The sequence below is a fragment of the Curtobacterium sp. MMLR14_006 genome (genome assembly GCF_001864985.1).
In the GTDB taxonomy this organism is placed as follows: Bacteria; Actinomycetota; Actinomycetes; order Actinomycetales; family Microbacteriaceae; genus Curtobacterium.
This window is the reverse complement of record NZ_MJGU01000020.1, coordinates 119,735-144,609: the sequence shown is the minus strand read 5'-3', so window position 1 is coordinate 144,609 and position 24,875 is coordinate 119,735. Positions and strand designations below refer to the sequence as shown.

Annotated in this window: 24 protein-coding genes; 13 read left to right on the top strand and 11 right to left on the bottom strand. The window is 73.6% G+C overall.

The window, feature by feature from the left end; all coding sequences use genetic code 11:
- Nucleotides 1-495 precede the first annotated feature (495 nt).
- Nucleotides 496-2,223: a beta-N-acetylhexosaminidase gene (locus tag BIU94_RS08045; RefSeq protein ID WP_083404676.1), complete on the bottom strand. Its 1,728-nt coding sequence runs from the start codon at nt 2,221-2,223 to the stop codon at nt 496-498.
- Between the two features lie 36 nt (nt 2,224-2,259).
- On the opposite strand from BIU94_RS08045, the gene BIU94_RS08040 reads away from it, so the two are divergent.
- Nucleotides 2,260-3,399: an ROK family transcriptional regulator gene (locus tag BIU94_RS08040; protein WP_175472172.1), complete on the top strand. Its 1,140-nt coding sequence runs from the start codon at nt 2,260-2,262 to the stop codon at nt 3,397-3,399.
- A gap of 51 nt (nt 3,400-3,450) precedes the next feature.
- Nucleotides 3,451-4,188 carry a DedA family protein gene (locus BIU94_RS08035; protein ID WP_071256967.1) on the top strand — a complete coding sequence of 246 codons (738 nt, stop codon included), beginning with the start codon at nt 3,451-3,453 and terminating at the stop codon, nt 4,186-4,188.
- A 4-nt stretch (nt 4,189-4,192) separates the two neighbouring features.
- Here BIU94_RS08035 and BIU94_RS08030 read toward each other — a convergent pair whose 3' ends face one another.
- Nucleotides 4,193-4,396: a DUF2945 domain-containing protein gene (locus tag BIU94_RS08030; protein ID WP_071256965.1), complete on the bottom strand. Its 204-nt coding sequence runs from the start codon at nt 4,394-4,396 to the stop codon at nt 4,193-4,195.
- Nucleotides 4,397-4,592: 196 nt separating this feature from the next.
- Here BIU94_RS08030 and BIU94_RS08025 point away from each other — a divergent pair, with 196 nt between their 5' ends.
- The gene (locus tag BIU94_RS08025) at nt 4,593-5,645 is read left to right on the top strand and encodes a serine/threonine-protein kinase (RefSeq protein WP_071256963.1); all 1,053 of its coding nucleotides are present in this window, start codon (nt 4,593-4,595) and stop codon (nt 5,643-5,645) included.
- 87 nt (nt 5,646-5,732) lie between these two features.
- Nucleotides 5,733-6,356 carry a phosphoribosylanthranilate isomerase gene (locus tag BIU94_RS08020; RefSeq protein ID WP_071257007.1) on the top strand — a complete coding sequence of 208 codons (624 nt, stop codon included), beginning with the start codon at nt 5,733-5,735 and terminating at the stop codon, nt 6,354-6,356.
- 251 nt (nt 6,357-6,607) lie between these two features.
- Here the strand turns inward: BIU94_RS08020 and BIU94_RS08015 are convergent, their stop codons facing one another.
- Together BIU94_RS08015 and BIU94_RS08010 are read right to left on the bottom strand one after the other, a co-directional pair.
- A complete protein-coding gene (locus BIU94_RS08015; protein ID WP_071256961.1) occupies nt 6,608-7,366 on the bottom strand; it encodes an HAD-IIB family hydrolase in 759 nt (252 codons plus the stop codon).
- 39 nt (nt 7,367-7,405) lie between these two features.
- Nucleotides 7,406-8,002 (bottom strand): nitroreductase family protein, encoded by a 597-nt coding sequence (locus BIU94_RS08010; protein WP_071256959.1) that lies wholly within the window; start codon nt 8,000-8,002, stop codon nt 7,406-7,408.
- 84 nt (nt 8,003-8,086) lie between these two features.
- Here BIU94_RS08010 and BIU94_RS08005 point away from each other — a divergent pair, with 84 nt between their 5' ends.
- Both BIU94_RS08005 and BIU94_RS08000 read left to right on the top strand, forming a co-directional pair.
- The gene (locus BIU94_RS08005) at nt 8,087-9,010 is read left to right on the top strand and encodes an AEC family transporter (protein ID WP_071256956.1); all 924 of its coding nucleotides are present in this window, start codon (nt 8,087-8,089) and stop codon (nt 9,008-9,010) included.
- A gap of 242 nt (nt 9,011-9,252) precedes the next feature.
- Nucleotides 9,253-9,660, top strand: coding sequence for an aldehyde dehydrogenase (locus tag BIU94_RS08000; RefSeq protein ID WP_071256953.1), 408 nt, complete (start codon nt 9,253-9,255; stop codon nt 9,658-9,660).
- Nucleotides 9,661-9,669: 9 nt separating this feature from the next.
- On the opposite strand, the gene BIU94_RS07995 is transcribed toward BIU94_RS08000, so the two are convergent.
- From BIU94_RS07995 to BIU94_RS07980, 4 genes are all read right to left on the bottom strand, one after another.
- Nucleotides 9,670-9,918, bottom strand: a complete 249-nt coding sequence (locus tag BIU94_RS07995) for a hypothetical protein (RefSeq protein WP_071256951.1) — start codon at nt 9,916-9,918, stop codon at nt 9,670-9,672.
- Nucleotides 9,919-10,011: 93 nt separating this feature from the next.
- Nucleotides 10,012-10,848, bottom strand: a complete 837-nt coding sequence (locus BIU94_RS07990; RefSeq protein ID WP_071256949.1) for an exodeoxyribonuclease III — start codon at nt 10,846-10,848, stop codon at nt 10,012-10,014.
- A 40-nt stretch (nt 10,849-10,888) separates the two neighbouring features.
- The gene (locus BIU94_RS07985; RefSeq protein WP_071256947.1) at nt 10,889-12,232 is read right to left on the bottom strand and encodes a M23 family metallopeptidase; all 1,344 of its coding nucleotides are present in this window, start codon (nt 12,230-12,232) and stop codon (nt 10,889-10,891) included.
- 64 nt (nt 12,233-12,296) lie between these two features.
- Nucleotides 12,297-13,970 (bottom strand): hypothetical protein, encoded by a 1,674-nt coding sequence (locus BIU94_RS07980; RefSeq protein WP_071256945.1) that lies wholly within the window; start codon nt 13,968-13,970, stop codon nt 12,297-12,299.
- 101 nt (nt 13,971-14,071) lie between these two features.
- Between BIU94_RS07980 and pyrE the strand changes: the two genes are divergently transcribed.
- Together pyrE and BIU94_RS17785 are read left to right on the top strand one after the other, a co-directional pair.
- Entirely contained in the window at nt 14,072-14,623 is a 552-nt protein-coding gene (gene pyrE / locus BIU94_RS07975; RefSeq protein ID WP_071256943.1) for an orotate phosphoribosyltransferase, read from the top strand.
- Nucleotides 14,620-16,872, top strand: coding sequence for a septum formation family protein (locus tag BIU94_RS17785; protein ID WP_071256941.1), 2,253 nt, complete (start codon nt 14,620-14,622; stop codon nt 16,870-16,872). Before pyrE ends, BIU94_RS17785 begins: the two co-directional genes overlap by 4 nt.
- Before the next feature lie 268 nt (nt 16,873-17,140).
- Here BIU94_RS17785 and BIU94_RS07965 read toward each other — a convergent pair whose 3' ends face one another.
- Nucleotides 17,141-18,094, bottom strand: a complete 954-nt coding sequence (locus BIU94_RS07965; protein WP_071256939.1) for an aldo/keto reductase — start codon at nt 18,092-18,094, stop codon at nt 17,141-17,143.
- Nucleotides 18,095-18,210: 116 nt separating this feature from the next.
- Here BIU94_RS07965 and BIU94_RS07960 point away from each other — a divergent pair, with 116 nt between their 5' ends.
- Together BIU94_RS07960 and BIU94_RS07955 are read left to right on the top strand one after the other, a co-directional pair.
- On the top strand, nt 18,211-18,855 hold the full coding sequence (locus tag BIU94_RS07960) for a HEAT repeat domain-containing protein (RefSeq protein WP_071256938.1): 645 nt from the start codon (nt 18,211-18,213) through the stop codon (nt 18,853-18,855).
- 339 nt (nt 18,856-19,194) lie between these two features.
- The gene (locus BIU94_RS07955) at nt 19,195-20,472 is read left to right on the top strand and encodes a sodium:proton exchanger (RefSeq protein ID WP_254784788.1); all 1,278 of its coding nucleotides are present in this window, start codon (nt 19,195-19,197) and stop codon (nt 20,470-20,472) included.
- A 344-nt stretch (nt 20,473-20,816) separates the two neighbouring features.
- On the opposite strand, the gene BIU94_RS07950 is transcribed toward BIU94_RS07955, so the two are convergent.
- Nucleotides 20,817-21,506 carry a metal-dependent transcriptional regulator gene (locus tag BIU94_RS07950; RefSeq protein ID WP_071256936.1) on the bottom strand — a complete coding sequence of 230 codons (690 nt, stop codon included), beginning with the start codon at nt 21,504-21,506 and terminating at the stop codon, nt 20,817-20,819.
- A gap of 37 nt (nt 21,507-21,543) precedes the next feature.
- On the opposite strand from BIU94_RS07950, the gene BIU94_RS07945 reads away from it, so the two are divergent.
- Complete coding sequence (locus BIU94_RS07945) at nt 21,544-22,434, top strand: CPBP family intramembrane glutamic endopeptidase (RefSeq protein ID WP_071256930.1); 891 nt, start codon at nt 21,544-21,546, stop codon at nt 22,432-22,434.
- 42 nt (nt 22,435-22,476) lie between these two features.
- On the opposite strand, the gene BIU94_RS07940 is transcribed toward BIU94_RS07945, so the two are convergent.
- A complete protein-coding gene (locus BIU94_RS07940) occupies nt 22,477-23,274 on the bottom strand; it encodes an HAD-IIA family hydrolase (protein WP_071256928.1) in 798 nt (265 codons plus the stop codon).
- 130 nt (nt 23,275-23,404) lie between these two features.
- On the opposite strand from BIU94_RS07940, the gene BIU94_RS07935 reads away from it, so the two are divergent.
- Nucleotides 23,405-24,070 carry a TetR/AcrR family transcriptional regulator gene (locus BIU94_RS07935; RefSeq protein WP_071256921.1) on the top strand — a complete coding sequence of 222 codons (666 nt, stop codon included), beginning with the start codon at nt 23,405-23,407 and terminating at the stop codon, nt 24,068-24,070.
- A 23-nt stretch (nt 24,071-24,093) separates the two neighbouring features.
- Nucleotides 24,094-24,729, top strand: a complete 636-nt coding sequence (locus BIU94_RS07930; protein ID WP_071256918.1) for a TrmH family RNA methyltransferase — start codon at nt 24,094-24,096, stop codon at nt 24,727-24,729.
- The last annotated feature ends 146 nt before the right edge of the window (nt 24,730-24,875 follow it).

The following is a 24,875-nucleotide window of genomic DNA, read 5'->3' as shown; positions in this document are numbered from 1 at the left end:
AGGCCCGGTGCCAGCTGGCACCGGGCCTCCCGTCCGTCTCCGATCGCCGGGCCGACACCCGGGTCGGGCGGCGGGCGGCCGGGCCGACACCCGGGCCGGCCGGGCCGACGCCCGGATCGCGCGGCCGAGGTCGCGCGATGTGCCGTCCGGCGCCCGATCGTGCGGCTGGTTCCGCGACCTCGGCGGGCGGGCTGCGGCGTGTTGCGCGACCTCGGTGCCGGGCCGCGTGCGCGAGGTCGGCGCGCCGTCGCCGGGTCGCCGACGCCAGGTCGGGCGGCCGAGGTCGCGCGAAGTGCCGTCCGGCGCCGGATCGTGCGGCCGGTACCGCGACCTCGGCGGGCGGGCTGCGGCATGTCCTGCGACCTCGGCGCCGGGCCGCGTGCCCGACGTCGCCGGGCCGCCGGCGGCCGGGTCGCGCGGCCGAGGTCGCGCGATGTGCCGTCCGGCGCACGACCGTGCGGCTGGTTCCGTGACCTCGGCGCCGGGGGCCGCGTCCTACTCGGCGATGTTCGCCGTCACGGCGTCGATGTAGGCGGCGCGCTCCTCGCGGGAGTGCGGGCGGCCTGGCACGCCCGGGCGCTGCTCCCACGGGAAGGGTCCGGCCTCGTGGCGGTACTCGATGCCCATCGCCTCGAGCCGGGCGGTGTGCTCGGCGAGTCGGCCCCGGAACTCGGCGAGGTCGCGCGGGCCGGCGGCGTCGGCCGACCAGAGCGCCTCGGCGAGGGCGGCCACGCGGGGGAACAGCTGGTAGTCGAGCTTCCGGGCGGTGTCGACGTGCTCCGTCCACATGTTGCCCTGGCCGCCGATGACGTGCGCGCGCTCGGCCTCGGTCAGGCCGGAGGGGACCGGGTCGAAGGCGAAGACGTCGTCGACCGACAGCACGATCGAGACCGGGATGGGCTCGGTCGCCAGGTCGCTCTGCCGGTAGTCCAGGTAGGCCTGGTCGTCGGGTGAGGAGATGACGTCGTGTCCGCGCTTGGCCGCGGTCCGGGCGCCGGTCAGGCCACGCCACGAGACGACCGTCGCGGACGGGTCGAGCGTGCCGCCCTCGAGGATCTCGTCCCAGCCGAACGCCCGGCGGCCGTGGCCGGCGACGTGGTCGGCGAGCTGGCCGATGATCCAGGCCTGCAGCTGCTCCTCGTCGGCGAGGCCGAGCGACCGGATGCGCTCCTGGGTGCGGGGGTCCTGCTCCCACTGCACCTTCGGGCACTCGTCGCCGCCGATGCCGATGTAGCGGGACGGGAACAGGGCGATGACCTCGTCGAGGACGTCCTTGAAGAAGTCGACGGTGCTGTCGTCGGCGTTGAGGACGTCGTCGGCGATGCCCCACTCGGTCCAGACCTCCACCGGCGTCTCCGGGTGCACGCCGAGCGACGGGTAGGCGGCCAGCGCGGCGCGCACGTGTCCGGGCGTCTCGATCTCCGGCACGACGGTGACGAACCGGTCGGCGGCGTAGGCGACGATCTCGCGGATGTCGTCCTGCGTGTAGTAGCCGCCGTGCGGACGGCCGTCCTTGCCGGCGACGACCAGGGAGCCGTCGGGTCCCGGCACGTGGGCGCCCACCTGCGACTCGCGCCGCCACGAGCCGACCTCGGTCAGCCGGGGGTACTTGCGGATCTCGATGCGCCAGCCCTGGTCCTCGGTGAGGTGGAAGTGCAGGCGGTTGATCCGGTGCGCGGCGAGCTGGTCGACGACGCGCATGACCTCGTGCTTCGTGCGGAAGTGCCGGGCGACGTCGAGCATCACGCCGCGCCAGGCGAAGGCCGGTGCGTCCTCGACGACCGTCGACGGGACGGACCACGGCCCGGTGCCGACCCGGCCGTGGCGGTACACGTCCGGTGGCAGGAGCTGCAGCAGGGCCTGCACGCCGTAGAAGACGCCGGCCGCCGAGCCGCCGACGACGTCGATGCCGCGCGGCGTGACCGTGAGGCGGAAGGACTCGCTGCGGTCGCCCTCGGGGGTCGCGGGCCCGGCCGGCAGCGACGGGTCGTCGACCACGCGCAGTGCGATCACGCCCTCGGTGGTGCCGCCCTGCCCGGTGCCGTCGTCGGCGGCGTCGCGGACCGGCAGCCCGGTCGACGCCCGCAGCGTCTGCTGCAGGTACAGTCGGACCGATCCGGCCGCGTCGTCGGCGGCGATCCGGGTCGACGGCGTGATCTCGAAGGCGCCGGTGCCCGGGGCGGAGCGGCGCGGTCGTGGGATGAGCATGTCGGAGTCCACCATTCCTCAATGATCTTTCGTAATGTGGAGGCTATGGCTGTGCAGGAGACCGTGTCAACGATCCCGGGAGTGGTCGGAGCGACGCCGGGCGTCCTCCGGCAGATGAACTCGCGTGCGATCCTCGACGCCCTGCTGCGCGACGACGCCTCGCACTCGGTCACCGAGCTGAGCCGCGCGGTCGGCCTCTCGCGCCCCACGGTCGAGGCGGCGCTCACCGACCTCGTCGACGAGGGCTGGGTGGCCGAGGCCGAGGTGCTCGTGACCCCGAACAAGGCCGGTCGGCGCCCGAAGCGGTTCCGGGCCGACGCCGCCGCCGGCTCGGTGCTCGGCGTGGACCTCGGGCTGCACGGGATCGTCGGCGTGCGCTCCGACCTGCGCGGGGTCCAGCAGGCCCGGGTCGAGGAGCGCTACGCCGACCTCGCCGACGCCGAGCAGGCGTGGACGAGCGTGCAGGACGTGGTCCGCCGCCTGACCGCCGACACCGCGACGTCACCGGTGCTGGCCGCGACGTTCGGCGTGCCGGCCGTCGTCGACCGGAGGGGCGCGATCGACTACACCGTCGCGGTGCCGGAGTGGGTGGAGCGCCGGGTGCCCGGCCGCATCCAGGACCTGTTCCCCGGCGTCGCGACCTTCTTCGACAACGACGCCAAGCTCGCCGCCGTCGCCGAGGCGATGTGGGGGCGCCTGCGCGGCGTGCAGGACGCGGTCTCGCTCGTCATGGGCCGGCAGATCGGTGCGGCGTTCGTGGTCGACGGGGCACTGGCGCGCGGGGCGCGCGGCGCGGCCGGCGAGATGGGCGGCCTCGACGTCACGGGCTGGCCCGGTGCGCCGAGCCGGCTGGAGGCCCGGGTCCCCGCCGACACGGACCTCGAGTCCGTCTTCGCCGCGGCCGGGCAGGGGGCGGCGTGGGCCGTCGAGGTCGTCCGCGCGTTCGCCGCGGACGTGGCCCCCGGCGTCGTGCAGCTCGTCGCGACGATCGACCCCGAGGTCGTGGTCGTCGGGGGCGAGGTCCTGCCGGCGGCGGCCGAGTTCAGCGAGGCCCTCGCCGCGGTGATCGCACCGCAGCTCCGCCACCCGGTCGAGGTCGTGCCGTCGACCGTCGGGCGCGACGCGGTGGCGCGGGGTGCGCTCGCCCGGTCCCTGACGCACGTGCGCACCGAGCACATGGGACTCGGCTGACCTCCAGACCGGACCCGGGTTCCTGACAGGCCGTTCAGAGAAGATGGCGGCATGACGACTGCCGTGACCGACCGCGCCATGACCGTCGCCACCGGCGACTCCTCCACCCCGTCCGACCTGGGGGGCCTGTCCGGGCTCGTGCTCCAGCTCATCGACGCCCTGGGGGAGTGGGGCGTGGCGCTCATGCTCTTCGTCGAGACGGTGTTCCCGCCGATCCCGTCCGAGGTGATCCTGCCGCTCGCCGGGTTCCTGGCCGGTGCGGGCAAGATGGACCTCGTCCTGGTCCTGCTGCTCGCCACCCTCGGGTCGTACCTCGGGGCCCTGGTGCTGTACTGGCTCGGCGCCGTCATCGGCTTCGAGCGGACCACACGCTGGCTCGGCCGCCTGCCGCTGGTCGACGAGGACGACTTCCGCAAGGCCGCCGACTGGTTCCACCGCCACGGCAAGAGCGCGGTGTTCTTCGGCCGGTTCGTGCCGATCGTCCGCAGCCTCATCTCGCTGCCGGCCGGTGCCGACCGGATGCACCTCGCCACGTTCTCGATGTTCACGATCATCGCGAGCGGCATCTGGAACAGCGCCCTGGTGCTCCTCGGTGCGGCGTTCGGCTCGCAGTACGAGCGCGTCGAGCAGTACACCGAGTGGATCGACCGGGTGCTCTACCTCGCGATCGCCGTCGTCGTCGTGACGTTCGTGGTGCGCCGCATCCGCCGCGCCCGTGCCGACCGGCGGTCGGACGGCGACGCGGACGGTGCTCGGGGTCGGCGACGCGCCGAGCCCGCCCGCGACTGACCCGTCAGGCCTTCTGCAGGGCCGACTCCTTGTGGGCGGCCTGCTTGCCGCTCTTCTCCGACTCGACGATCCAGTACGGGTCGTCGTCCGTCGGCTTGAAGTGCTGCCCGTCGAACGTGAAGTCCTTCGTCTTCTGCTCGACCAGCGTGCCGGTGGTCGTGCCCTGCGAGGTGTTCCAGTGCACCTCGTCGCCCTTCGACAGTGCCATCGCTGTCCTCCTTGCGAAGTAGTCCGTTGGTGGACGTCGGACGGTACCCGCCGATCCCGCACGGACACAGGGAAGCAGGGGGTCACGATGTCGTAACGCCCGAGCGGGACGGAGAGCGGACGCGTACCGTTGACGGCGAGCCACACACGCCGGCAGCGGCCGCGGATCTCCTGGCTCCGGACGGAACGACGGCATCATGACCCTGCTGGACAGCGCGCGGGCGGACACGGTCCTGGCGGCCCGGTACCGGCTCGTCAAGCTGATCGGCACGGGCGGGATGGGCTCGGTGTACGAGGCCCGCGACGAGCACACCTACCGTGCCGTCGCCGTGAAGCTCTTCGCCACCCCGGACAAGATGACCACCGCCGACCGCGTCCGCCAGGAGCGCGAGATCCGGCTGCTCAGCATGCTGTCGCACCCGGGGCTCATCCCGCTGTACGACGCCGGCACCCACGACTTCGAGGACGGGCCGCACCGCTTCATCGTGATGGAGCTCATCGCGGACACGACGTTGCTCCGCCGGCTGTCCGAGGGTGCCCTGCACAACTACGAGGTCGCTGACCTCGGCGCGCAGCTCGCCGACGCCCTGGCGTACGTGCACTCACGTGGGATCGTCCACCGTGACGTCAAGCCGGCGAACATCCTCATCAGCGACGAGGGCTCGTCCGGCTTCGCCCGCACCGTCAAGCTCACCGACTTCGGGGTCGCGCACTTCGTCGACGGCTCGCGGCTGACGAACGACGGCACGATCATCGGCACGGCGGCGTACCTGAGCCCCGAGCAGGTCGCCGGTGAACCGATCAGCTTCGCGACGGACGTCTACTCGCTCGGCCTGGTGCTGCTCGAGGCGCTGACCGGCAAGCAGGAGTACTCCGGCACGCTCATCGAGGCGGCGCTCGCGCGGCTGCGGCACGACCCGGTCGTCCCGGACGACGTCGCGTCGGAGTGGCGCGACCTGCTCAGCCGGATGACCCACCGGGACCCGGCGCGCCGGCCCACCGCCGTGGCGATCGCGAGCGCACTGCGCGGCGGCTCGACGCAGATCACCGGCCCGTTGCCGCTCGGTCCGGAGCGGGTCAAGCACCAGCGCGACCACCGCATGCACCGCGCGGCCCACCGCCACGCGAAGCGCGGCACGTTCGAGGCGGTCCGCCGCTGGCGTCGCCGCAACGTGCTCGTCGGCTCGTTCGCCGTCTCCGGCGTGCTCCTGGCCTGCGGCGCCGCGTACGTCGCCGGCATGCTGCACTGACCACTGACCACTGACCACGGAGCACCCCGGCGCGGCTGCCCGGGCCGCGGTGGTACCGGCGTCCGGTCGACTGGCAGGATGGACGACATGACCGACCAGCGCTGGATCAAGATCTGCGGCCTGTCGACCCCGGACACCGTGGACGCCGCCGTCGACGCGGGCGCCGACGCGGTCGGCTTCGTCTTCGCCGCCGGCAGCCCGCGGACCGTCACGGCGGACCTCGCGAAGGAGCTCGTCGAGCGGCTGCCCGACGGCATCGACGCGGTCGGGGTGTTCCGCGACCAGAAGATCGACGAGGTCGTCGGCATCGCCTCCGAGGTCGGTCTCACCACCCTGCAGCTGCACGGCGGCGAGTCCGCGACCGACTTCGCCCGGGCGCGTGACGCCGGCTTCTTCACGATCCGGGCGCTCGCGGCGGAAGACTACCTGCGCGAGACGCCGGAGCAGCGCGCCGCGTACGACCACGACCTGCTGCTGCTCGACGCCGCGGTGCCGGGCAGCGGCCGGCTCATCGACCCCGCGGCCGTCGAGGGCACGGTCGACGAGGCCTGGATCCTGGCCGGCGGGCTCACCCCGGCGAACGTCGTCGCGGCGGTCGAGGCGCTCGACCCGGACGGCGTGGACGTGTCGAGCGGCGTCGAGTCGGAGCGCGGGGTCAAGGACCCGGCGAAGATACGCGCGTTCGTCGAGGCCGTCCGCAGCCTCGGCTGACGCTCGGTCCGGCTGACGCTCGGTCCGGCTGACACGGACCGGCTGACACGGGTCGCCTGCCGCGGGCCGGCGGGCGCACGGTCGGCTGCGCAGCCGGCGCGCGCTCCGGACGTGCTCGGTGGCGGACGGGAGGCGCGTGGCGCGCCCGCCCCGTGCCTCCCGTCCGGCGCGCAGTTGCGTGCACTGCGGATGGTGAGCAGGAACGGTCGGGTGGCGGGTACCGACCCGACCGTTCCTGCTCACGAAGCGCGTCAGCGCAGGGTGGGGACCAATGCGGTGAGGAAGGCGTCGGTGTCCTCCCAGCCCTCGACCGCGTGGCAGGGCACGCCCAGGGCCTTCACCGGGTAGTCGTTGCCCTCGGGGTCGAGCCGGTCGCCGACGAACAGCATGTCGTCGAGCGCGATGCCGGTGATCTCGGCGAGCCGCTGCATGCCGTAGGCCTTGTCGATGCCCTTGCGGGTGATGTCGATGCTCGTCGAGCCGCCGGAACGGACCTCGAGGTCGGGCAGGTCCGACTGCACGAGCCCGCGCAGGTGGTCCTTCTTCGCGCCGGTGGGGTCCCACTGCTTCTTCACGTCGACGGGCGCGGTCTGGCCGAGCGCCGAGAACGTGATCTGGGAGCCGCGGTCCTCGAGGATCTCGCCCCAGGTCTCCGACTCCCAGTAGCCGGCTTCCTCCGCACGGGCCCGGACCGAGGCGAGCGCGCGGCGCTTCTGCTCGTCGGTCAGGTCCTCGGCGTACTGCAGCGCCCAGTCGTCGCCCGCCCACCGGTAGTAGCGGGTCCCGCAGGTCGGCAGCAGGTGCAGGTCGTCGAGCACGAGCCCGTCACGCTCGCGCAGGGGCGTGACGAGCTGCTGCTCGAACTGCTGGAAGTTGCCGCCGGAGATCACCGCGACCGGGACGACCTCGAGCAGGGACGCGAAGGTCTCGAGCATGCGGGGGTCGAGGGCGGACTTCGACGGGGCGAGCGTGTCGTCCAGGTCGAAGGCGACGAGGCGGGGCGTGGTCATGCCCCCGATCCTGCCAGACGCCGACCAGGGGCCCGCTGACTACTCCTTGACGAGCACGACCTCGTCGAGGGGCAGGCGCGTGCGCGGGGCGACCTCGCGCTCGGCGGCCTTCTCGTCGAGCTGCGACGGGTGCGCGACGGTGCCGATCGCCGTCACGGTGTAGGGCAGGAAGCGCTCCGGCAGGTCGAAGGCGGCGCGGAGGCCCTCGGCGTCGATGCCCGCCATCTGGTGCACGTGCAGCCCCTCGGCGTGCGCCTGCACCGTCAGGGCCGCCAGCGACTGCCCGAGGTCGTACTGCGCGAACGGACGGGCCTCGCCGTCCTCGGTGACGGTCTCGAGGACGCCGACGACCAGGGCGCTCGCGCGGAACGCCCACGCGGCGTTGAAGCCGAGCAGGTTCTCGTTGATCTTCCGGAACGTTTCGGTGCCACGGCGGCCCGCGAGGAAGCGGCGGGGCTGGTGGTTCATCGCCGACGCGGCCCACCGGGCGGCCTCGAGCACGGCGTCGAACTGCGCGTCCGTGATCGTCGCGGTCTCGTCGTAGGAGCGCGGGCTCCAGCGCTCCTCGAGCAGGGGCACCAGGGGCTGGCTGGAGTCGGTGGACCGGGTGAGGGTGTCGGCGTTCGTCGAGGTCATGGTGCCTGCAACGGTAATCGATGCGTACGCATTTCCGACCCGCGTGACGGCACGTGACCGCGCACAGGTGCCAGGATGGACCCGATGGGTGGCGTGTTGACCGGCTTCGCGATCATCGGCGCGATCATCGCCGGTGGGTACGTCGTCGGGCGCATCCGACTGCTCGGGCCGCACGCGCAGTTCGTCATGAGCCGCCTGGCGTTCTTCGTGCTCATGCCGTGCCTGCTCTTCCACACCATCGCGACGGCGGACATCGCCTCCTTGCTGTCGCCGGTGCTCGTGGTGTCGCTGCTCAGTGCCGTCGTCGTGGCCCTCGCAGCCGCGGTGGTCTTCCGCCTGGTGCTGCGCCGCCCCGTCACGACCACCACCGTCGGCGCACTCGCGTCGAGCTACGTCAACGCGAACAACATCGGGCTGCCGGTCGCGGTCTACGTGCTCGGGCAGGCGACCGCCGTCGTGCCGGTGATCCTGCTGCAGCTCGTCGTCCTCGCGCCGATCGCGCTGACGATCCTCGACGCCGCGACCGCGGCTTCGGGTGGCTGGGTGCGGCGGGTCTCCGGGCCCTTCCGGAACCCGATCATCATCGCCTCGATCGTCGGCCTGGTGTTCTCGGCGACCGGCGTCGACCTGCCGGCACCGGTGCTCGAGCCGTTCTCGCTGGTCGGGGCCGCCGCGGTGCCCGTCGTGCTGCTGTCCTTCGGGATGAGCCTGCACGGCGCCGCGCCCCTGCGCGATCCGGCGATCCGCACCGACGTCATCGTGGCGTCGTCGATCAAGCTCGTGGTCATGCCGGCCGTGGCGTTCGTGTTCGCCCGGTTCGTCTTCGGTCTCGGCGCGCAGGACGTCTTCGTGCTGACGACGCTCGGCGCACTGCCCGCGGCGCAGAACGTCTTCAACTACGCGCAGCGGTACGGCGCGGCCGTCCCGGTCGCCCGCGACGTCGTGCTCATCTCGACGATCGGCTCGGTCCCCGTGCTCGTCGCGGTCGCGGCGCTGCTGCACCCGTAGCGCGCCCGGGGCGCCCCGCGCGCCGGACGGGAGGCCCGTGACGGACCCGCACCGTGCCTCCCGTCCGCCGTGGGGTCGCGTGCGGACGCGTGTGATCGCGCGCGCTCCGGATGGTGAGCAGGAACGGTCGGGTGGTGGGTGCCGACCCAATCGTTCCTGCTCACGAACCGCGTCGGGTGCGCGCGTACCCTGGCACCCACGGGGCGGACCCGCCCCGTGACCACGACGGACGGAGACCTGCGATGGACACGATGGCGATGATGAAGAGCATGTCGACGACGGACATGCCCGTGGCGATGGACGCGGACGCGGTGCAGGACACGATGATGGCGATGAACGCCGCGTCGATGGCGGCGACGATGTGCTCCGCGTCGGACATGCGCATGGGCGCCGAGATGGCGACGTGTGCCGCGATGTGCTCGAACACGGCGATGCTCGCGGACACCGGCATGCGGATGATGATGCGACCGATGGGCACGGACACCGAGGCGATGCGGGCGATGCTCCTGGCCGTCGTGGCGATGGGGACCGCGTGTGCTGCCGAGTGCCGCGGGCACCAGGACATGGACGACTCGTGCCGGTACTGCGCGATGGCCTGCGACGAGATGGTGTCGAAGTGCCGGGCGCTGCTCGACGCGATGGCCGCCTGAGCCGTCCCGCTACGCGCTGCGCGCCGTGGTCTGACGGCCGCCGGCGCTGAGGATCTCCGCCACCGGGTGGTGGGCGACCGGGTCGCCGACCGACAGGACGCCGTCGGCGCCCGTCACCCGGAGCCGCTGCACGTCGCCGTCGAGGAAGGCGACGACCGTGTCCGTCGCGCCGGTCTCGAGGACGATGCCGTCGCGCCAGGCGCCGGGGGCCGCGCTCGCCATGACGCGCTGGATCGGGAGGACGGTCGTGGGGGACATGGCTGCACCTGCTCTCGGACGGGGTCGGTGCAGGGAAACCTACGTGGCCGTCGGCGACCGCTCAACGACGGCGGTCGCGGGGCGTAACAGACGTCAGAAGATCATCGGCCGGTCGTCGTCGAGCGAGGTGTCGAGGTCGAGGTCGACCACCACGGGGACGTGGTCGCTCGGGGCGTCGCCCTTCCGCTCGTCGCGGTGGATCGAGGCGTCCGTGACGACGTCGGCGAAGGCCTGCGAGCCGAGCACGAAGTCGATCCGCATGCCCTCGTCGCGGGGGAACCGCAGCTGCTTGTAGTCCCAGTAGGTGGAGCCGTCGGGGACGATCGGGCGGACGACGTCCTGCAGGCCGCGGGCCTCGAACTCGCGGAACGCGGCGCGCTCGGGTTCGCTGACGTGGGTCGAGCCCTCGAAGACGCGGATGTCCCAGACGTCCTCGTCGAGCGGTGCGACGTTCCAGTCGCCCATCAGCGCGAGCGGGATCTCCGGCGAGGCCTCGAGCCACTCCGAGGTGCGGTCGGCCAGCTGGGCGAGCCAGTCGAGCTTGTACGTGTAGTGCGGGTCGCCGAGCTCGCGGCCGTTCGGGACGTACAGGCTCCAGAGCCGGACGCCGTCGACCGTGACGCCCATCGCGCGCGCCTCGACGGGCAGGTCCGGGCCCTCGTGGCCCTTGAGGAATCCGGGCTGGCCGGGGAAGTCGCGGGTGACGTCCTCCATCGGCAGGCGACTGGCGAACGCGACGCCGTTCCACTGGTTCAGGCCGTGCGCCTCGACGTGGTAGCCCGCGGCCTCGAAGGCGTCGACCGGGAACTGCTCCGGCTTGCACTTGATCTCCTGCATGCCGAGGACGTCGACGTCCTCGCGCACCAGCCAGTCGACGATCCGCCCCACTCGGGTGCGGACGGAGTTCACGTTCCAGGTCGCCACGCGCATGGGACAAGAACCTACCGGTGGCGGCTGGGGACCGTGGCGCCTAGAAGGCGACGCCGCGGGCCGACATGAACGGCACCGGGTCCGTGGTGGCGCCGTTGATGTGGACCTCGACGTGGCTGTGGCAGCCGGTCGACGCACCGGTGGAGCCGACCAGGGCGATGAGCTGCCCGGCGGACACCTGCTGCCCCTGGGCGACCCGGAAGCCGCCGTCCACGATGTGGCCGTACGCGGTCTGCACGCCGCCGCCGTGGTTGATGCGGACGTAGTTGCCGTACCCGCCGTACCACCCCACGTAGTCGACGGTGCCGGCCGACGCCGCGACGATGGGGGTGTAGCAGCCGCTCGCCAGGTCGGTGCCCTCGTGCATGGTGACGACGCCGGTGATCGGGTGCACCCGGTAGCCGTACGGGCTGATGACGTACCCGCTCGCCGGTCGGACCCAGCCGGTGCCCGAGCCGGACCCGGCCGAACCGCCCCCGCCGCTGCTGCCACCGGAGGACGCCCCGCCGCCCCCGCCGCCACCGGAGGAGCCGGCGTTCGCGTTCTGCGCCGCGAGCTGTGCCGCGGCACGCTCGGCTGCCTCGCGCGCAGCCTTCTCCTCGGCCCGCTTGCGGGCACGCTCACCTGCGGCGAACTCGGCCTCGGTGCGGACGCGCCCCGAGGTCAGGGTCGCGAGCTGGGCGTCGAGTCGCGCCTTGTTCGACTGCTGCTCGTCGTACGCGGCCTGGACCGCGTCCGAGGCGGCCTGGGCCTCTTGCATGCGGGCCTCGGCCTTCGCCGCGAGGTCCTCGAGCGCTTCGGCGGCACGGTCGGCCTGGGCCTGCAAAGACTGGGCGACGGCGGCGTCGTTGGCGGCGGCGGCCTGCACGCGCTCGGCCTGCTCGGAGAGCTTGCTCAGCGCGCCGAGGTCGTAGAGCAGGTCACTCGCGTCGTCGCCCTTGGTCAGCACCGAGGTGGTGACGTCGGCGCCGCCCGAGCGGGCCATCTGCGCGGCGAACTGGCCGGCCTGCGCGGCGCTCTGGTCGGCGACCTCCGCGTGGTCCTTCGCGTCGGCGCGGAGCCGCTGTTCCTTCTCGGCCGCGGTCTGGGCCTTGCGCTGCGCCGCGTAGAACACGTCACCGAGCTCCTGCGCCTTCGCCTCGGCCGCTTCGACCTTCGCGTCGAGCTCGCTGATGATGCCGCGGATCTCGGTGATCTGCCCCTGCTTCGCGGACTCCTTGCCGCGGGCGGCCTTGACCTCGTCCCACGTGGGGTAGGTCACCGCCTGAGCGGCGGGGGCTTCGGCGACGACCGTGCCGACGAGGCCCGTGAGCGCGAGGGCCGTGACGGCGAGTCGCAGGCGCACGGCGGCCCTGGGGGAGCGGAGGCGGGAGGATCGAGACATCGGGCACGAGCCTATACATCCGTACAGCCGGGATCGACCGACAACGCGCCGCTGTGGAGAACTCCTAGAAGCCGCGTTCCCGTCGGATCGCGTCCGCGCTGCCGACGACGTCGCGGCGCAGGACCTCGGCGCCGGCCGTGCCCGCGTAGTCGTAGACGTCGAAGCCCGTGCAGTGGGTGATGGTCGCCGGGGCGCCGAGCGAGTCCTCGACGGCGGTGGTCCACAGGTCGCGCGACCCCACGATGACGAACGTCGGGGACGCGTCGCGGTAGGCACCGAGGTCGACGAGCCAGGGGTAGGCGTCGAAGGTGTCGCGGACCTGCAGCAGGTGCACGTTCGGCGTCGCGTAGGCGGCGAGCGGCCGGACCGTCCAGAACTGGCCGACGCCGGTGACGGTACGGCCGTCGGCCCAGCGCTCGAGGCACGCGGTCGGGCCGTACCGTGCGGCGGCGACCGCACCCGCGGTGCTCGGCGTGACGGCCACGCCGGTGACGAGCACGGCGCCGGCGGCGACGGCCACGGCGGTGGCGAGGCCGCGCCGCGGACGGTGCACCCGGGTGCGGCGGACCGCCGTGCGGGCGAGCTCCGCGACGGCGACGAGCGCGAGCAGCGGGACGGTGGCGATCGGCTGCAGGTACCGCGCGGCGTCCTGCCCGGTCACGACGACGCCGACCGACAGGGCGACCACGGTCACCAGGGGGAGCGCGGTGGCGACGAGCACCGTCCGCGACGTCCGCACCCGCCACGCCCACACCGTGCCGCCGACCGCGACGAGCACCCCGGCGAAGAGCAGGAGCAGCCCGGCGTCCCCGGCGGCGGTGCCGGCGCGGTCGTCGGTCAGCGCGGCGAAGAAGCGCAGCGACGCGGCCGCCCGGTCCGGGTGCAGGTAGGAGGACGGGTCGAGCGACACGAAGGGCCGCAGCGGGACGCGGAGCAGGTACCCGACGACGGAGCCCACCACGAGCGTCGCACCGAGCAGCCCCGCCGGCCGCCACGGCACGCGACGGGCCAGGGCGAGGAGCGCGAGCGTGACGACGACGGGCGCGGCCGACCACGGCACGTACATCGGGTTCGACGCGGTCGTGCACGCCGCGACCAGCCCGAGCACGACGAGCACCGTCGGCGAGGCCCGGCCGGTCCGGACGGCCCGCAGCACGAGCACCGCCGTGCCGAGCATCGCGAGCACCACCCCGTAGTAGTACGTGGTCGTCAGCAGCAGCGACGCCAGCTCGAGCGAGTTCGTCGTCGGGGACGACTCGGTGAGCACCAGCAGGGTCACGAACGCCAGCGCCCCGGCGGACACCGTGATCCGCGCCGCGCGCCCGGCCGAGGGCATGAGCTCGTTCGCCGCCGCCCGGACCAGCGCGTAGACGGCGAGCAGCACGAGCACGCCGTTCAGCGCGAGGGCCTGCTGCGGGGTCGCCGTCACGAGGGCGCAGAGCAGGTAGACCGGCAGCTCGGGGAAGAAGAACAGCGCGGGCGACATCGCCCACTCGAACGGCTGCCCCGCCTCGAGCGACCGGCGCACGAGCGGCAGCAGCACCGAGTCGCCGTCGTACCAGAGCACCGAGACGCGCTCGGTGGCGACGACGTGGCGCAGCGCCACGACGGCGAGGGCCAGCGCGACCAGGGCGCCCAGGGCCTCCCGCCAGACCGCGCCGGACGCAGTGCCCGCCGACGCCCGGCCCGCGCCGGCGGACGACGTGGCCACCGTGGCGCGGTGCGGTGCTCGGGACATGCTCCGGAGCGTACCGAGCCGCGCTCGGTGCCCGTACCGCTTCCTCGCCCCGGCAGCCGGGAGGCGCGCGGGACGCGCCCGACCGGCTACCCTTGTGGGCTGTGACCGACGCGCGCGAACAGTTGATCCAGTTCATCTCCTCCGAAGCGGTGTTCCACGGCGACTTCACCCTGACCAGCGGGAAGAAGGCGACGTACTACATCGACCTGCGGAAGGTGAGCCTGGACCACCGGGTCGCGCCGCTGATCGGCCAGGTCATGACCGAGCTCGTGCAGCAGGTGCCCGGCGTCGACGCGGTCGGGGGCCTCACCATGGGCGCCGACCCCATCGCGAGCGCGGTGCTGCACCAGGCCGCCGCCCGGGGCCTGGCCTACGACGCGTTCGTCGTCCGCAAGGAGCCGAAGGACCACGGCCGCGGCAAGCAGGTCGAGGGCCCGGACCTGCGGGGCAAGCGCGTGGTCGTGCTCGAGGACACCTCGACCACGGGTGGCTCGCCGCTCAAGGCGGCCGAGGCGCTCGAGCGCGAGGGCGCGATCATCGCCGCCGTCGCGGTCGTCGTCGACCGGGACACCGGTGCGAAGGAGACCATCGAGGCCGCCGGTTACCCCTACTTCGCGGCCATCGGGTTGGCTGATCTGGGGCTGACCGCGTGACCGAGGAGCGTCCCGAGGACGCGCGCGGGCCCGAGGACACCGCCGGCCCGGCAGACGGGGTCGACGGCCAGGAGGCCCGGCGTGCGTCCGGCGAGGACGCTCCGTTCCACGGGCTCCGCAGCGCTGCGGACATCTTCGGGGCGCCCAGGGGCGCGGACGACTGGCCCTCGCGTCGTGAGCGCCGCGAGGCGGAGCGCTCCGCGAAGGAGACCGGCGCACCGCTGCCCGAACCGTTCGTCCCCGACGACGAGCCCGAGTCCGGCACGAGCACCGGCACCGGCACCGACGCCGGCACCGGCGCGGGCGCCGTGTCGTCCGCTCCCGCGCCGCTCGACGACGGCGCCACGCAGGCGATCTCGATGCCCGAGCAGCTCGCCGCACCGTCCGAGAACCCCACCGCGGCGGTCGAGTACGAGCGCTCGACCCTGCACGACCGCATCCCGCCGCCCGCCGCAGTGCCCCCGGCCGCCGCCGCGCCGCACCCCTCGTCGATCTCGCTGCCGACCGCGCAGACGCACCGGGACGAACGCGCCGCCGCGAGCCGTGCCGTCGACGCGGAGCGCCGCCGCGTCGACCCGTTCGGCGAGGGTCGCGCCGACGTCGACTGGCTCGGACGGGCCACGGGCCCCGGGGCCGTGCCGACCGGTCCGGTGGCCCAGCAGCCGCCCGGCGTCGAGAACGTGCTGCCGCCGACCGAGGAGCCGCCGAGCTTCACCGACCTGCTGCGCCTCGACGAGCTCGGGCGACCGGCGTCGGGTGTCGCCGGCGCCGACCGGCCCTTCGACTGGGCGATCCGCGACGACGAGGCCGGCGAGGTGCCGTCCGCGCTGACCGCGGACACGTTCGACACCACCACGACCTCGACGGGCTCCGGCTCGTGGTCGCTCGCCGCGGAGTCCGACGAGCCCGCTCGCGACGACGCCACCCCGGCGCACGGTGTGCCGCCGGTCCTCCGCGAGTTCCCGGTGCCGCCGGCCGTCCCCGCAGCCGCTGCCGCCGCCGCGAGCGCGCCGGCCGCTCCCGGCCCCGGGGCGACGCCCGCGTCCGACGCGACCGAGGCCCTGGACGTGCGCCGCGCGCCCGGGCGGGACGACGCTGCGGACCCCGCCCCGGGCCTCCCGTCCGACGCGCCGACCACCGCGATGCCGGCGGCCGACGCGAGGTGGGACGACCCCGACGCGACCGTGCCGCCCACGGCGGCCCCGCCGCTCGTCGAGCCCGTGGCCGGGACCCAGGCGTACCCCGCGGCGCTGCCGCCCGCGGTCGGGCAGGACCTCGACGCGTTGCTCGGGCTCTCCGCCGACCGCCGGGACGACGACCACGTCGCCGAGCGTCCGACCGCCCTGCCGGGCACCGCGCCGGACGACCTCGACCAGTCCGAGTGGGCCGGCCGCGAGACGAGCGACACGAGCGCCATCAAGGACCTGTTCGGCACCGAGGCCGTCGACCAGCTCGGCGGCACCGGCTACGACCCGGAGGACACCGGCACGCGGATGATGCCGGCGGCCGTCGCGTCGTCGGCCGGGGTGTCCGCCGCGAACGGGCAGCGAGGGGGCGGGTCGTCCGGTGCCGGCGGTGCGTCCGGCGGTCGCGACAACTTCATCAACGAGGGCGTCGCCCGGCTCCGGAGCGAGGGCACGCGCGGCAAGCAGCTGCTCATCGGCGCGTCGGTCGTGCTCATCCTCGTACTCGTCGTCGCGGTGTTCCTGCTCACCCTGTGGATCCGGGGCAACGGGATCGCGGAGCAGACCGCACCGACGCGCTCGCCCGCCGCAGCTGCGTCGACGGCTCCGGCGACCCCGTCGACCACACCCTCGGCCGCGGCGCCGTCGAGCGAGGCAGCCCAGTCCGGCACGACGCTGCAGTTCGCGACGACGCCCGCGCTGCCCGGCGAGCACCCGTGGACCGACCTCGCCGGTGGCGAGTGCCTGTCACCCTTCACGAACGCGTGGTCGCAGACCTTCACGGTCGTCGACTGCGCGACCCCGCACATCGCCCAGCTCACGGCGCGGATCCCCGTGACCGCCGACGCGTACCCCGGCGCCGAGGCACTCGGGGCGCAGGCCGCCGAGCAGTGCCAGTCGGACGCGGCGCTGAACGCCTCGGCCGCGGCGGCCGTCGGGGACGTGCAGGTGCAGGGCTCCTACGCCCCGGACCAGCAGACGTGGGACCAGGGCGACCACTTCCTGTCGTGCTTCGTGACGCGGTCGTCCGGGCAGCCGCTCACCGGGTCGCTCGCGCCGGCGTAGGCCTGCGCCGCACCCGCACCCGCACCCGCACCCGCACCCGCACCCGCACCCGCACCCGCTGCCGCGCCGGCTGGCCGGGGTCGGCGCGCACCCGTTCTGCGACGGTCCACCCTGGTATCGGCGCGTGGGCTGTCGCACCGTTCACACGCATCGGATGCGTGTGCAACGAACGACAACCCACCCGTCGAACGACGAGTGGGCTGTCGGAGCATGCACGAGCATCCGGGCCGGACGGGCCTGGCGCTCGGGTACCCGGGCGCGCGTGGGGTCAGGCGCTCGCCGGCACCTGCGCCGACACGTCGGTCAGGGTCCGCAGCTCGTCGGCGCTGAGCTCGAGGTCCGCCGAGGCGAGCAGTGCCGGCAGCTGGTCGGTGTCCCGGGCGCTGGCGATCGGCGCGACGACGTCCGGCTGCGCCTGCAGCCAGGCGAGGGCGACGGTGGCGATCGCGACGTCGTGGGCCTCGGCGACGGTGGACAGCGCGTCGACGACGGCGAGACCCTCGTCCGTGAAGTACCCGGAGACCTGGCCCTCGCGGTCCTTCCCGGCGAAGTCGCCCTTCGTGCGGTACTTGCCGGTCAGGAACCCGGCGGCGAGCGCGAAGTACGGCACGACGCCGAGGCCGTGCTCGTGGGCGAGCGGGGCGATGTCGGACTCGTACGGCTGGCGGGTCACCAGGTTGTAGTGCGGCTGGATCGCGACGGGCTGCGCGAGGCCGTTCTCCGTCGCGATGCGGATCCACTCCTCGGCCCGCTCCTTCGAGTAGTTCGAGATCGCCGTGTACCGCACCAGGCCGTCCTGCACGAGCTGGTCGAAGGCGCGGACGGTCTCCTCGAGCGGGGTCGCCTGGTCGTCGAAGTGCGCGTAGTACAGGTCGATGCGGTCGGTGCCGAGGCGCTGCAGGCTGGCACGGGCGGCAGCGGCGACGTTCGCGGCGCCGAGGCCCTGGAACTGCGGGTGCTGCGAACCCTTCGTCGCGATGACGACGTCGTCGCGCTTGCCCGAGGCGCGGAGCCACGAGCCGATGACCCGCTCGGACTCGCCGCCCTCGTTGCCCGGCGCCCAGGCCGAGTAGACGTCGGCGGTGTCGACGAAGTCACCGCCCGCGGCGGTGTACGCGTCGAGCACCTGGTGGGAGGTGCGCTCGTCCGCCGTCCACCCGAAGACGTTGCCGCCGAGGGCGAGGGGGAACACGTGGAGGTCGCTGGTGCCGATGCGGGGCATGTGGGGTCCTTCCGGTTGTGCACGTGGTCGTGGGCGGTCCGGGGACGGACCGTCGTCTGCCGACGGTATGCCCCGAGTCTCGACGCGGTCCCGGGATCGCGGACGAGCATGGACGGATGACCGCGCTCACCGAAGCCCTCGCCGACCCGCGCTCCTCCGTCCGACTGCAGGCCGTCATGGCCGCGGGGGCCACCCCACACGCCGAGGACCTGGACGTGCTCGTCGCTCGGTGCGCTGTGGAACCGGACCTGTTCGTCCGCGACACCCTGACGTGGGCGCTCACCCGACACCCCGCCGACGCCGTCGTCGCACGGGTCACGCGCGAGCTCACCCGACCCGAGGCGCAGGCCCGCAGCCAGGCACTGCACACGCTGTCGAAGATCCGCGACCGGTCGACCTGGCCCGTCGTCCGGCCGCTGCTCGGCGACCCCGACGAGGGCGTCCTGCGCACCGCGTGGCGCACCGCCGTCGGCCTGGTGCCCGACGACGAACGGGACGGCCTCGCCCGCACCCTCGCGGTGCAGCTCGGCGTCGGCGACCGTGAACGACGTCTCAGCCTGTCGCGGGCGCTCGTCGCCCTCGGCGAGGACACCGTCGCCAGCGTGCTCGCCTCCGCCGCCGACCGCGGCTCGGCGGCGGTGCGCGAACACGTCGCCGAGACCGAGCGGCTGCTGCAGGACCCCGACGCCGCCTCGGCGCTCGCGCTCGAGCGCGCCCGCCGCGAGGTCGCGCTCGGCCGCACCCGGTCGGCGAAGGGGTAGGCCCCGCGGGGTGCGCGCATGACGGACGGGAGGCCCGTGGCGGACGCCGCCACGGGCCTCCCGACCGTTCCGGGGCGGGCCGGGCAAGACCTGGATTCGGGACGCCGAAGAGGCCGGATCGGCTTGCGCACGCGGATCGGAGCGCGCCAAGGTGGGTGCCGAAGGGGAGTAGCTCCCAGCGCGTGCATCGACACACTGGCCATCACGACGATCGGCCCGGTGCACCACCCGACACGGGTCCGACAGGGCCGGGTCGGGCGAGCGAGACCTTCGGCCGTTCCGCCGTGGCCGAGGTCCTCCCTGCGAGGCCCTGCCGTGGCTCCTCCCGGGAGACCCACCATGACCGACACCCTGTCGACCCCCACGTCGACGGCCGCCGCCCCCGCACCCCGCATGGGCGCCAGCGCCTGGGGCCGCGTCGCGATCTGCGTCGTCCTCGCGCTGCCCGCCGTCGTGTTCCGCCTCGGCGGACTCGCACCGAACCCGGTCGTCGACCTGTTCGTCTTCGGCGGTGCCGTCGTCGCCGCCGCGTTCCTGCTCGCCTGGGCCGCCGAGGCCGCGCAGAAGGACATCTCCGGGGCGCTCGCCATCGCGATCCTCGCGCTCATCGCCGTGCTCCCCGAGTACGCCGTCGACCTGTACTACGCGTTCCGCTCCGGGTACGACCCCGCGTACGAGCAGTTCGCCGCCGCGAACATGACCGGGTCGAACCGGCTCCTGCTCGGGTTCGGCTGGCCGCTCGTCGTGATCGTGTCGCTGCTCGTCGCACGACGGTTCGTGCGCGAGGGCTCGATGCCCGCCGCTGCCAGCCGGGTGCTCGAGCTGGAGCGGTCCGCACGGCTCGACGTCGGGTTCCTCGCACTGCTCGCCGTCGTCGCGTTCCTCATCCCGCTGATGGGCTCGATCCCGATGTGGTTCGGTTTCGTGCTGCTCGCCGTGTTCGTCGTCTACCTGTGGCGGGCCTCGCAGGTGCCGGGCGACGACGACGAGGACCTGCCCGGCATGGCCGGCAACATCGCCTCGATGCCGAGGGTCGCCCGCCGCTGGACGATCGTGCTGCTCTTCGCCGCAGCCGCCACCATCGTGCTCATGGCTGCGGAGCCGTTCGCCGACGCCCTCGTCGAGTCGGGCAGCGCGCTCGGCATCGACAGCTACTTCCTGGTGCAGTGGCTCGCGCCGCTCGCGACGGAGGCCCCCGAGTTCATCGTCGCCGTCCTCTTCGCACTGCGCGGCATGGGCGGCGCGGCCATCGGCACGCTCATCGCGTCGAAGATCAACCAGTGGTCGCTGCTCGTCGGCTCGCTGCCGATCGCGCACGTGCTCGGCGGCGGGACCTCGGGCGGGCTGCCGCTCGACGGCCGGCAGGTCGAGGAGTTCATGCTCACCGCGTCGCAGACCGTGCTCGGCGTGGCGATCATCATCGCGCTGCGGTTCCACCGGTGGTCGGCGATCGCCCTCGTGGCCCTGTTCGCGGTGCAGTTCGTCGTGACCGACACGAGCGGCCGGTGGGTGCTCAGCACCGTGCACCTGGTCGCGGCGGTCGTGGTGTTCTGGATCAACCGGCGGGAGATCGGGCCGACGCTCGCAGCGCCGTTCCGCCGGCCGCGGGCGGCGTAGGCGCCGGCGGGCGCCGGGGTCGGGCGGGCGCGGGGCGGGCGCGAGGTCGCACGTTCTGCCGCCTGGGCGGCGCTCGGGCGGCACTTCGTGCGACCTCGGCGGACGTGAGCGGCGCGTCGTGCGACCGGGGACAGGTCGGACGGGAGGCGTAGGGCGGCTGGCACCGTGCCTCCTGTCCGGCTCGGGGCCGGGGCCGGGCGGGCGGCGGGCGGGCGCGAGGTCGCGCGTTCTGCCGTCTGTGCGGCGCTCGGGCGGCAGGGTGTGCGACCTCGGCGGACGTGAGCGGCACGTCGTGCGACCTCGGGGCGCGTCGTGCCCCCTCGGGCCGTGCGCGCCGCCTCGGGTCAGTCGGCGTCGGGAGCGAGCCAGATCGCGGACGCCGCCGCTGCCGGCAGGTCGACGAGGGACTCGGTCCCGTCGCTCGCCCGGCGCGCCACTGCGATGACGCCGGCGTAGTCGCGCACCCGCTCGACCCGCAGGTGCGTGCCGAGTCCCACCCCGAGTTCGTCGAAGTACCGCAGCAACGAGGGGTCGTCGTCCGACACCCGGTCGACCGTGCCGCACGAGCCCGGCTCGACCGCGCCGAGCAGTGTGCCGGGGGAGTCCGGCACCGAGCCGTCGGCGGCGGGGATCGGGTCGCCGTGCGGGTCGTGCGTCGGGTGGCCGAGGTCGGCGTCCACCCGGTCGAGGAACCGCTCGGACACGGCGTGCTCGAGTGCCTCGGCCTCGGTGTGGACCTCGTCCCAGGAGTAGCCGAGCCGCTCGACCAGGAACGTCTCGATGAGCCGGTGCCGGCGCACCATCGCGACGGCGACCTGCTGGCCGAGCGGGGTGAGGACGACGCCGTAGTACGGGGTGTGCTCGATGAGCCCGTCACGGTCGAGCTTGCGGAGGTTGCCGGAGACCGTCGACGCCGACACCTTCAGCGCGGCCGCGATGTCCCGCGTGGCGAGCCCCGCGCCACCGCGCTCGCCGTCCTTCCAGATGAGCTTGACGTAGTCCTCTGCCATGGTCGACAAGGAGGGCAGGCGCATACCGCCAATCGTACGGCCGCCCTGGTACAGATGAGACGTGCACCCACCCCGTCGCCGCCGCTGGCCGGTCCCGCCGTCCCTGCTCGTCGGCCTCGTCCCGATCGTGGTCTTCGCGGCGGTCAGCGCCTGGCGGTCCCGACCGAGTGACGACTACGCGACCCTCGGGCAGACGGTCGACAGCGTCGTCCGGGCACTCGTGGTCCCCGAGGGCATCGCCGTGGTGGCGCTCGCCGTGTTCGTCACCGCGCTCGGCTGGTGGCGCATCGCCACGGTCGACCGCACCCGGACGCCCCTGCGGTGGACGATGGTCGCCCCGCTGCTCATCGTGCTCGTGGCCCTCGCCCGCCTGCCGTTCGTGGACTGGTCGGCGTTGCCGCCGCACTACTTCCTGCTGCTCACCGTGGGGGTGCTGTTCGTCGGGGTGTTCGAGGAGCTGATGACCCGCGGCGTCCTGCTCGTCGGACTGCGCCGTCGCGTGCCGGAGATCGGCGTGTGGGCGATCTCGTGCGCGCTGTTCGGCGTGCTCCACCTGCTCAACGTGCTCGGCGGTGCCGAGGTCGACGCGACGCTGCTCCAGGTGGTGTTCGCGGCGTCGTTCGGCTCCACGCTCTACGTCGCCCGTCGGCTCACCGGCAACCTGCTCGCCCCGGTGCTCCTGCACGCGTTCTGGGACTTCGGGTCGATCGGCTTCTCGGCGACCGCCGGGTTCGAGGACCGGGGCCGCCTGCTCGCGGTCGGGCTGATCGGGCTGTTCTCGTTCGGGGTGCTGGTGCTCGGGATCGTCGCGGGCGCGCTGGTCGCGTGGCGGGACGACCGCCCGCGTCGCCTGGCGAAGCAGTGGCGCTCGGTGCCGCCGATGGCGGCCTTCGCCCTGGAGGCCCGTGGCACCGCATCCGTCGAGGCCCCCGCCGGTCTCGCACCGCGGTAGCGACACAGCGACGCAGCCGCGCGGGCGGCGGCGCGCTGCTCGCTAGAGCTCGACCTCGAAGGGCTCGGTGCGGACGAGTTCGTGGACGCCCGAGATGACCTCGCTCGGGCGGAACGGGTAGCGGTCGATCTCGGCCTGGTCGCTGATGCCCGTCATGACGAGGACGGTGTGCAGCCCGGCCTCGATGCCCGCCTGCACGTCGGTGTCCATCCGGTCGCCGATCATGCCGGTGTTCTCGGAGTGGGCGCCGATCCAGTTCATGGCCGAGCGGAACATCATCGGGTTCGGCTTGCCGACCACGTAGGGCTGCTTGCCGGTGGCCTTCTCGATCATCGCGGCGATGGCGCCGGTGGCGGGCAGCACGCCCTCGGCCGACGGGCCGGTGGCGTCGGGGTTCGTGACGATGAAGCGGGCGCCGGCGCGGATGAGCCGCACGGCCTTCGTGATGGCCTCGAACGAGTAGTTGCGGGTCTCGCCGACGACCACGTAGTCGGGGGCGGTCTCGGTCATGATGAAGCCGGCCTCGTGCAGCGCGGTCGTCATGCCGGCCTCGCCGATGACGAACGCCGAGCCGCCGGGCATCTGCGAGCGGCAGAAGTCCGCCGTCGCCAGGGCCGAGGTCCAGATCCGTTCCTCGGGGACGTGCAGGCCCGAGCTGCGCAACCGCGCACTGAGGTCCCGCGGCGTGAAGATCGAGTTGTTCGTGAGCACGAGGAACTCGGTGCCCTCGTCGAGCCACTGCTGGATGAGTTCCGGGGCCCCGGGGAGCGCCTGGTTCTCGTGCACGAGCACGCCGTCCATGTCGGTCAGCCAGCACTCGACCTCGTCGCGGGTTGCCATGGCCCTCACCCTAGTGCGCGGCCGTGACGGGGACCCCGGACCACCGGCACCGCGCCTGCCTGAACACCGACCGCCGGTCGGCTTTGCCCTAGGCTTTTCGGGACACGTACCGCATCAAGGAGGACCGCCCGTGCTCGTCGAACCCGGACCAGCCACCGCCGCCCCAGGGAGTCCGCCCGAGGCCGCCCCGCGTCGCCGCCGCGGGCGGCCGAACGCGCTGGACCGGCAGCAGGTCGTCGACGCGGCGACGGCGATCGCGAACGAGGACGGTCTCGACCGTCTGTCCTTCCGGGCACTGGGGGCGCGGCTCGGCGTCGCCCCGATGACGGTGCACCGGACGATCGGCGGGCTGGACGACCTGCACGCCGAGCTCGTCCGCCGCACGGTCGACGAGTTCACCGCGACGTTCGTCTGGCCCGACGAGTGGCACGAGGTCGTCCGGACCTTCGCCACGACCTTCCGCGACCTCATGCGGACGCACCCGCTCGTGCTCGAGTCGCACAGCCAGCGAGCCCCGCTGGCGTCCACCGAGTCGGACGCCGTCGTGGCGGAGGTCGTCGGGGCGCTCCGCCGGGCCGGCCTGTCCGACGAGGAGGCGATGTACGCGTTCTTCGTCGTCTACGACTTCGTGGTCGGGCACGCCGGGGTGCAGGTCGGCCGGGGCGACGCCCCCGCCGGTCGACCGGAGCGGCACGCGCTCGTCGGCGAGGTGCTGGGGGAGCACTCCTACGACGTCCGGTTCGCCCTCGGGCTCGACATCCTCATCGCGGGCATCGAGGCGCGCGCGAGCGCCTGACCGCCGGGTCGTACGCTGGTCCGGTGAGCACCACGCCCGAGCCGTCGCACGAGCTGACGACGAACGGCGTCGGTCCGCACCCCGAGCCGTGGCCGGACGACCCGCGGCTGGACCCGGAGCTGTTGGCGGCCGGGGACAGCCGCAACGTCGTCGACCGGTTCCGCTACTGGTCGATGGAGGCGATCGTCGCCGAGCTCGACACCCGTCGGCACGCGTTCGACGTCGCGATCGAGAACTGGCAGCACGACCTGAACATCGGGTCGATCGTGCGGAGCGCGAACGCCTTCCTCGCCGGCACGGTGCACATCATCGGACGGCGACGCTGGAACCGGCGCGGGGCGATGGTCACCGACCGCTACCAGCACGTGCGGCACCACCCCGACGTGCAGACGTTCCTGGCGGCGATGGCGGACGAGGGCCGGCCCGTGGTCGCGATCGACAACACCCCCGGTGCCGAGCGGATCGAGACGGCGGCGATCCCCGAGCGGTGCGTGTTCCTGTTCGGCCAGGAGGGACCGGGCCTGACCGACGAGGCGATCGCCGGCGCGGACGGGCACCTCGAGATCACGCAGTACGGCTCGACCCGGAGCATCAACGCGTCGGCCGCAGCGGCCGTCGTGATGCACAGCTGGATCGTGCAGCACGCCAGCCCGTCCTGACCGACGACCCCCCAACGGGGTGAACGGCAGGGTGAAAAAGTGACCGTTCGTCGCCGCGAAGCCGTGAGTGTCCTCAGGATGGAAGCGCAGCGGCCTGTGAGGCGGTCGTCGCACCCTGATCCCCACCCGGCAGCGTGGACCCGACC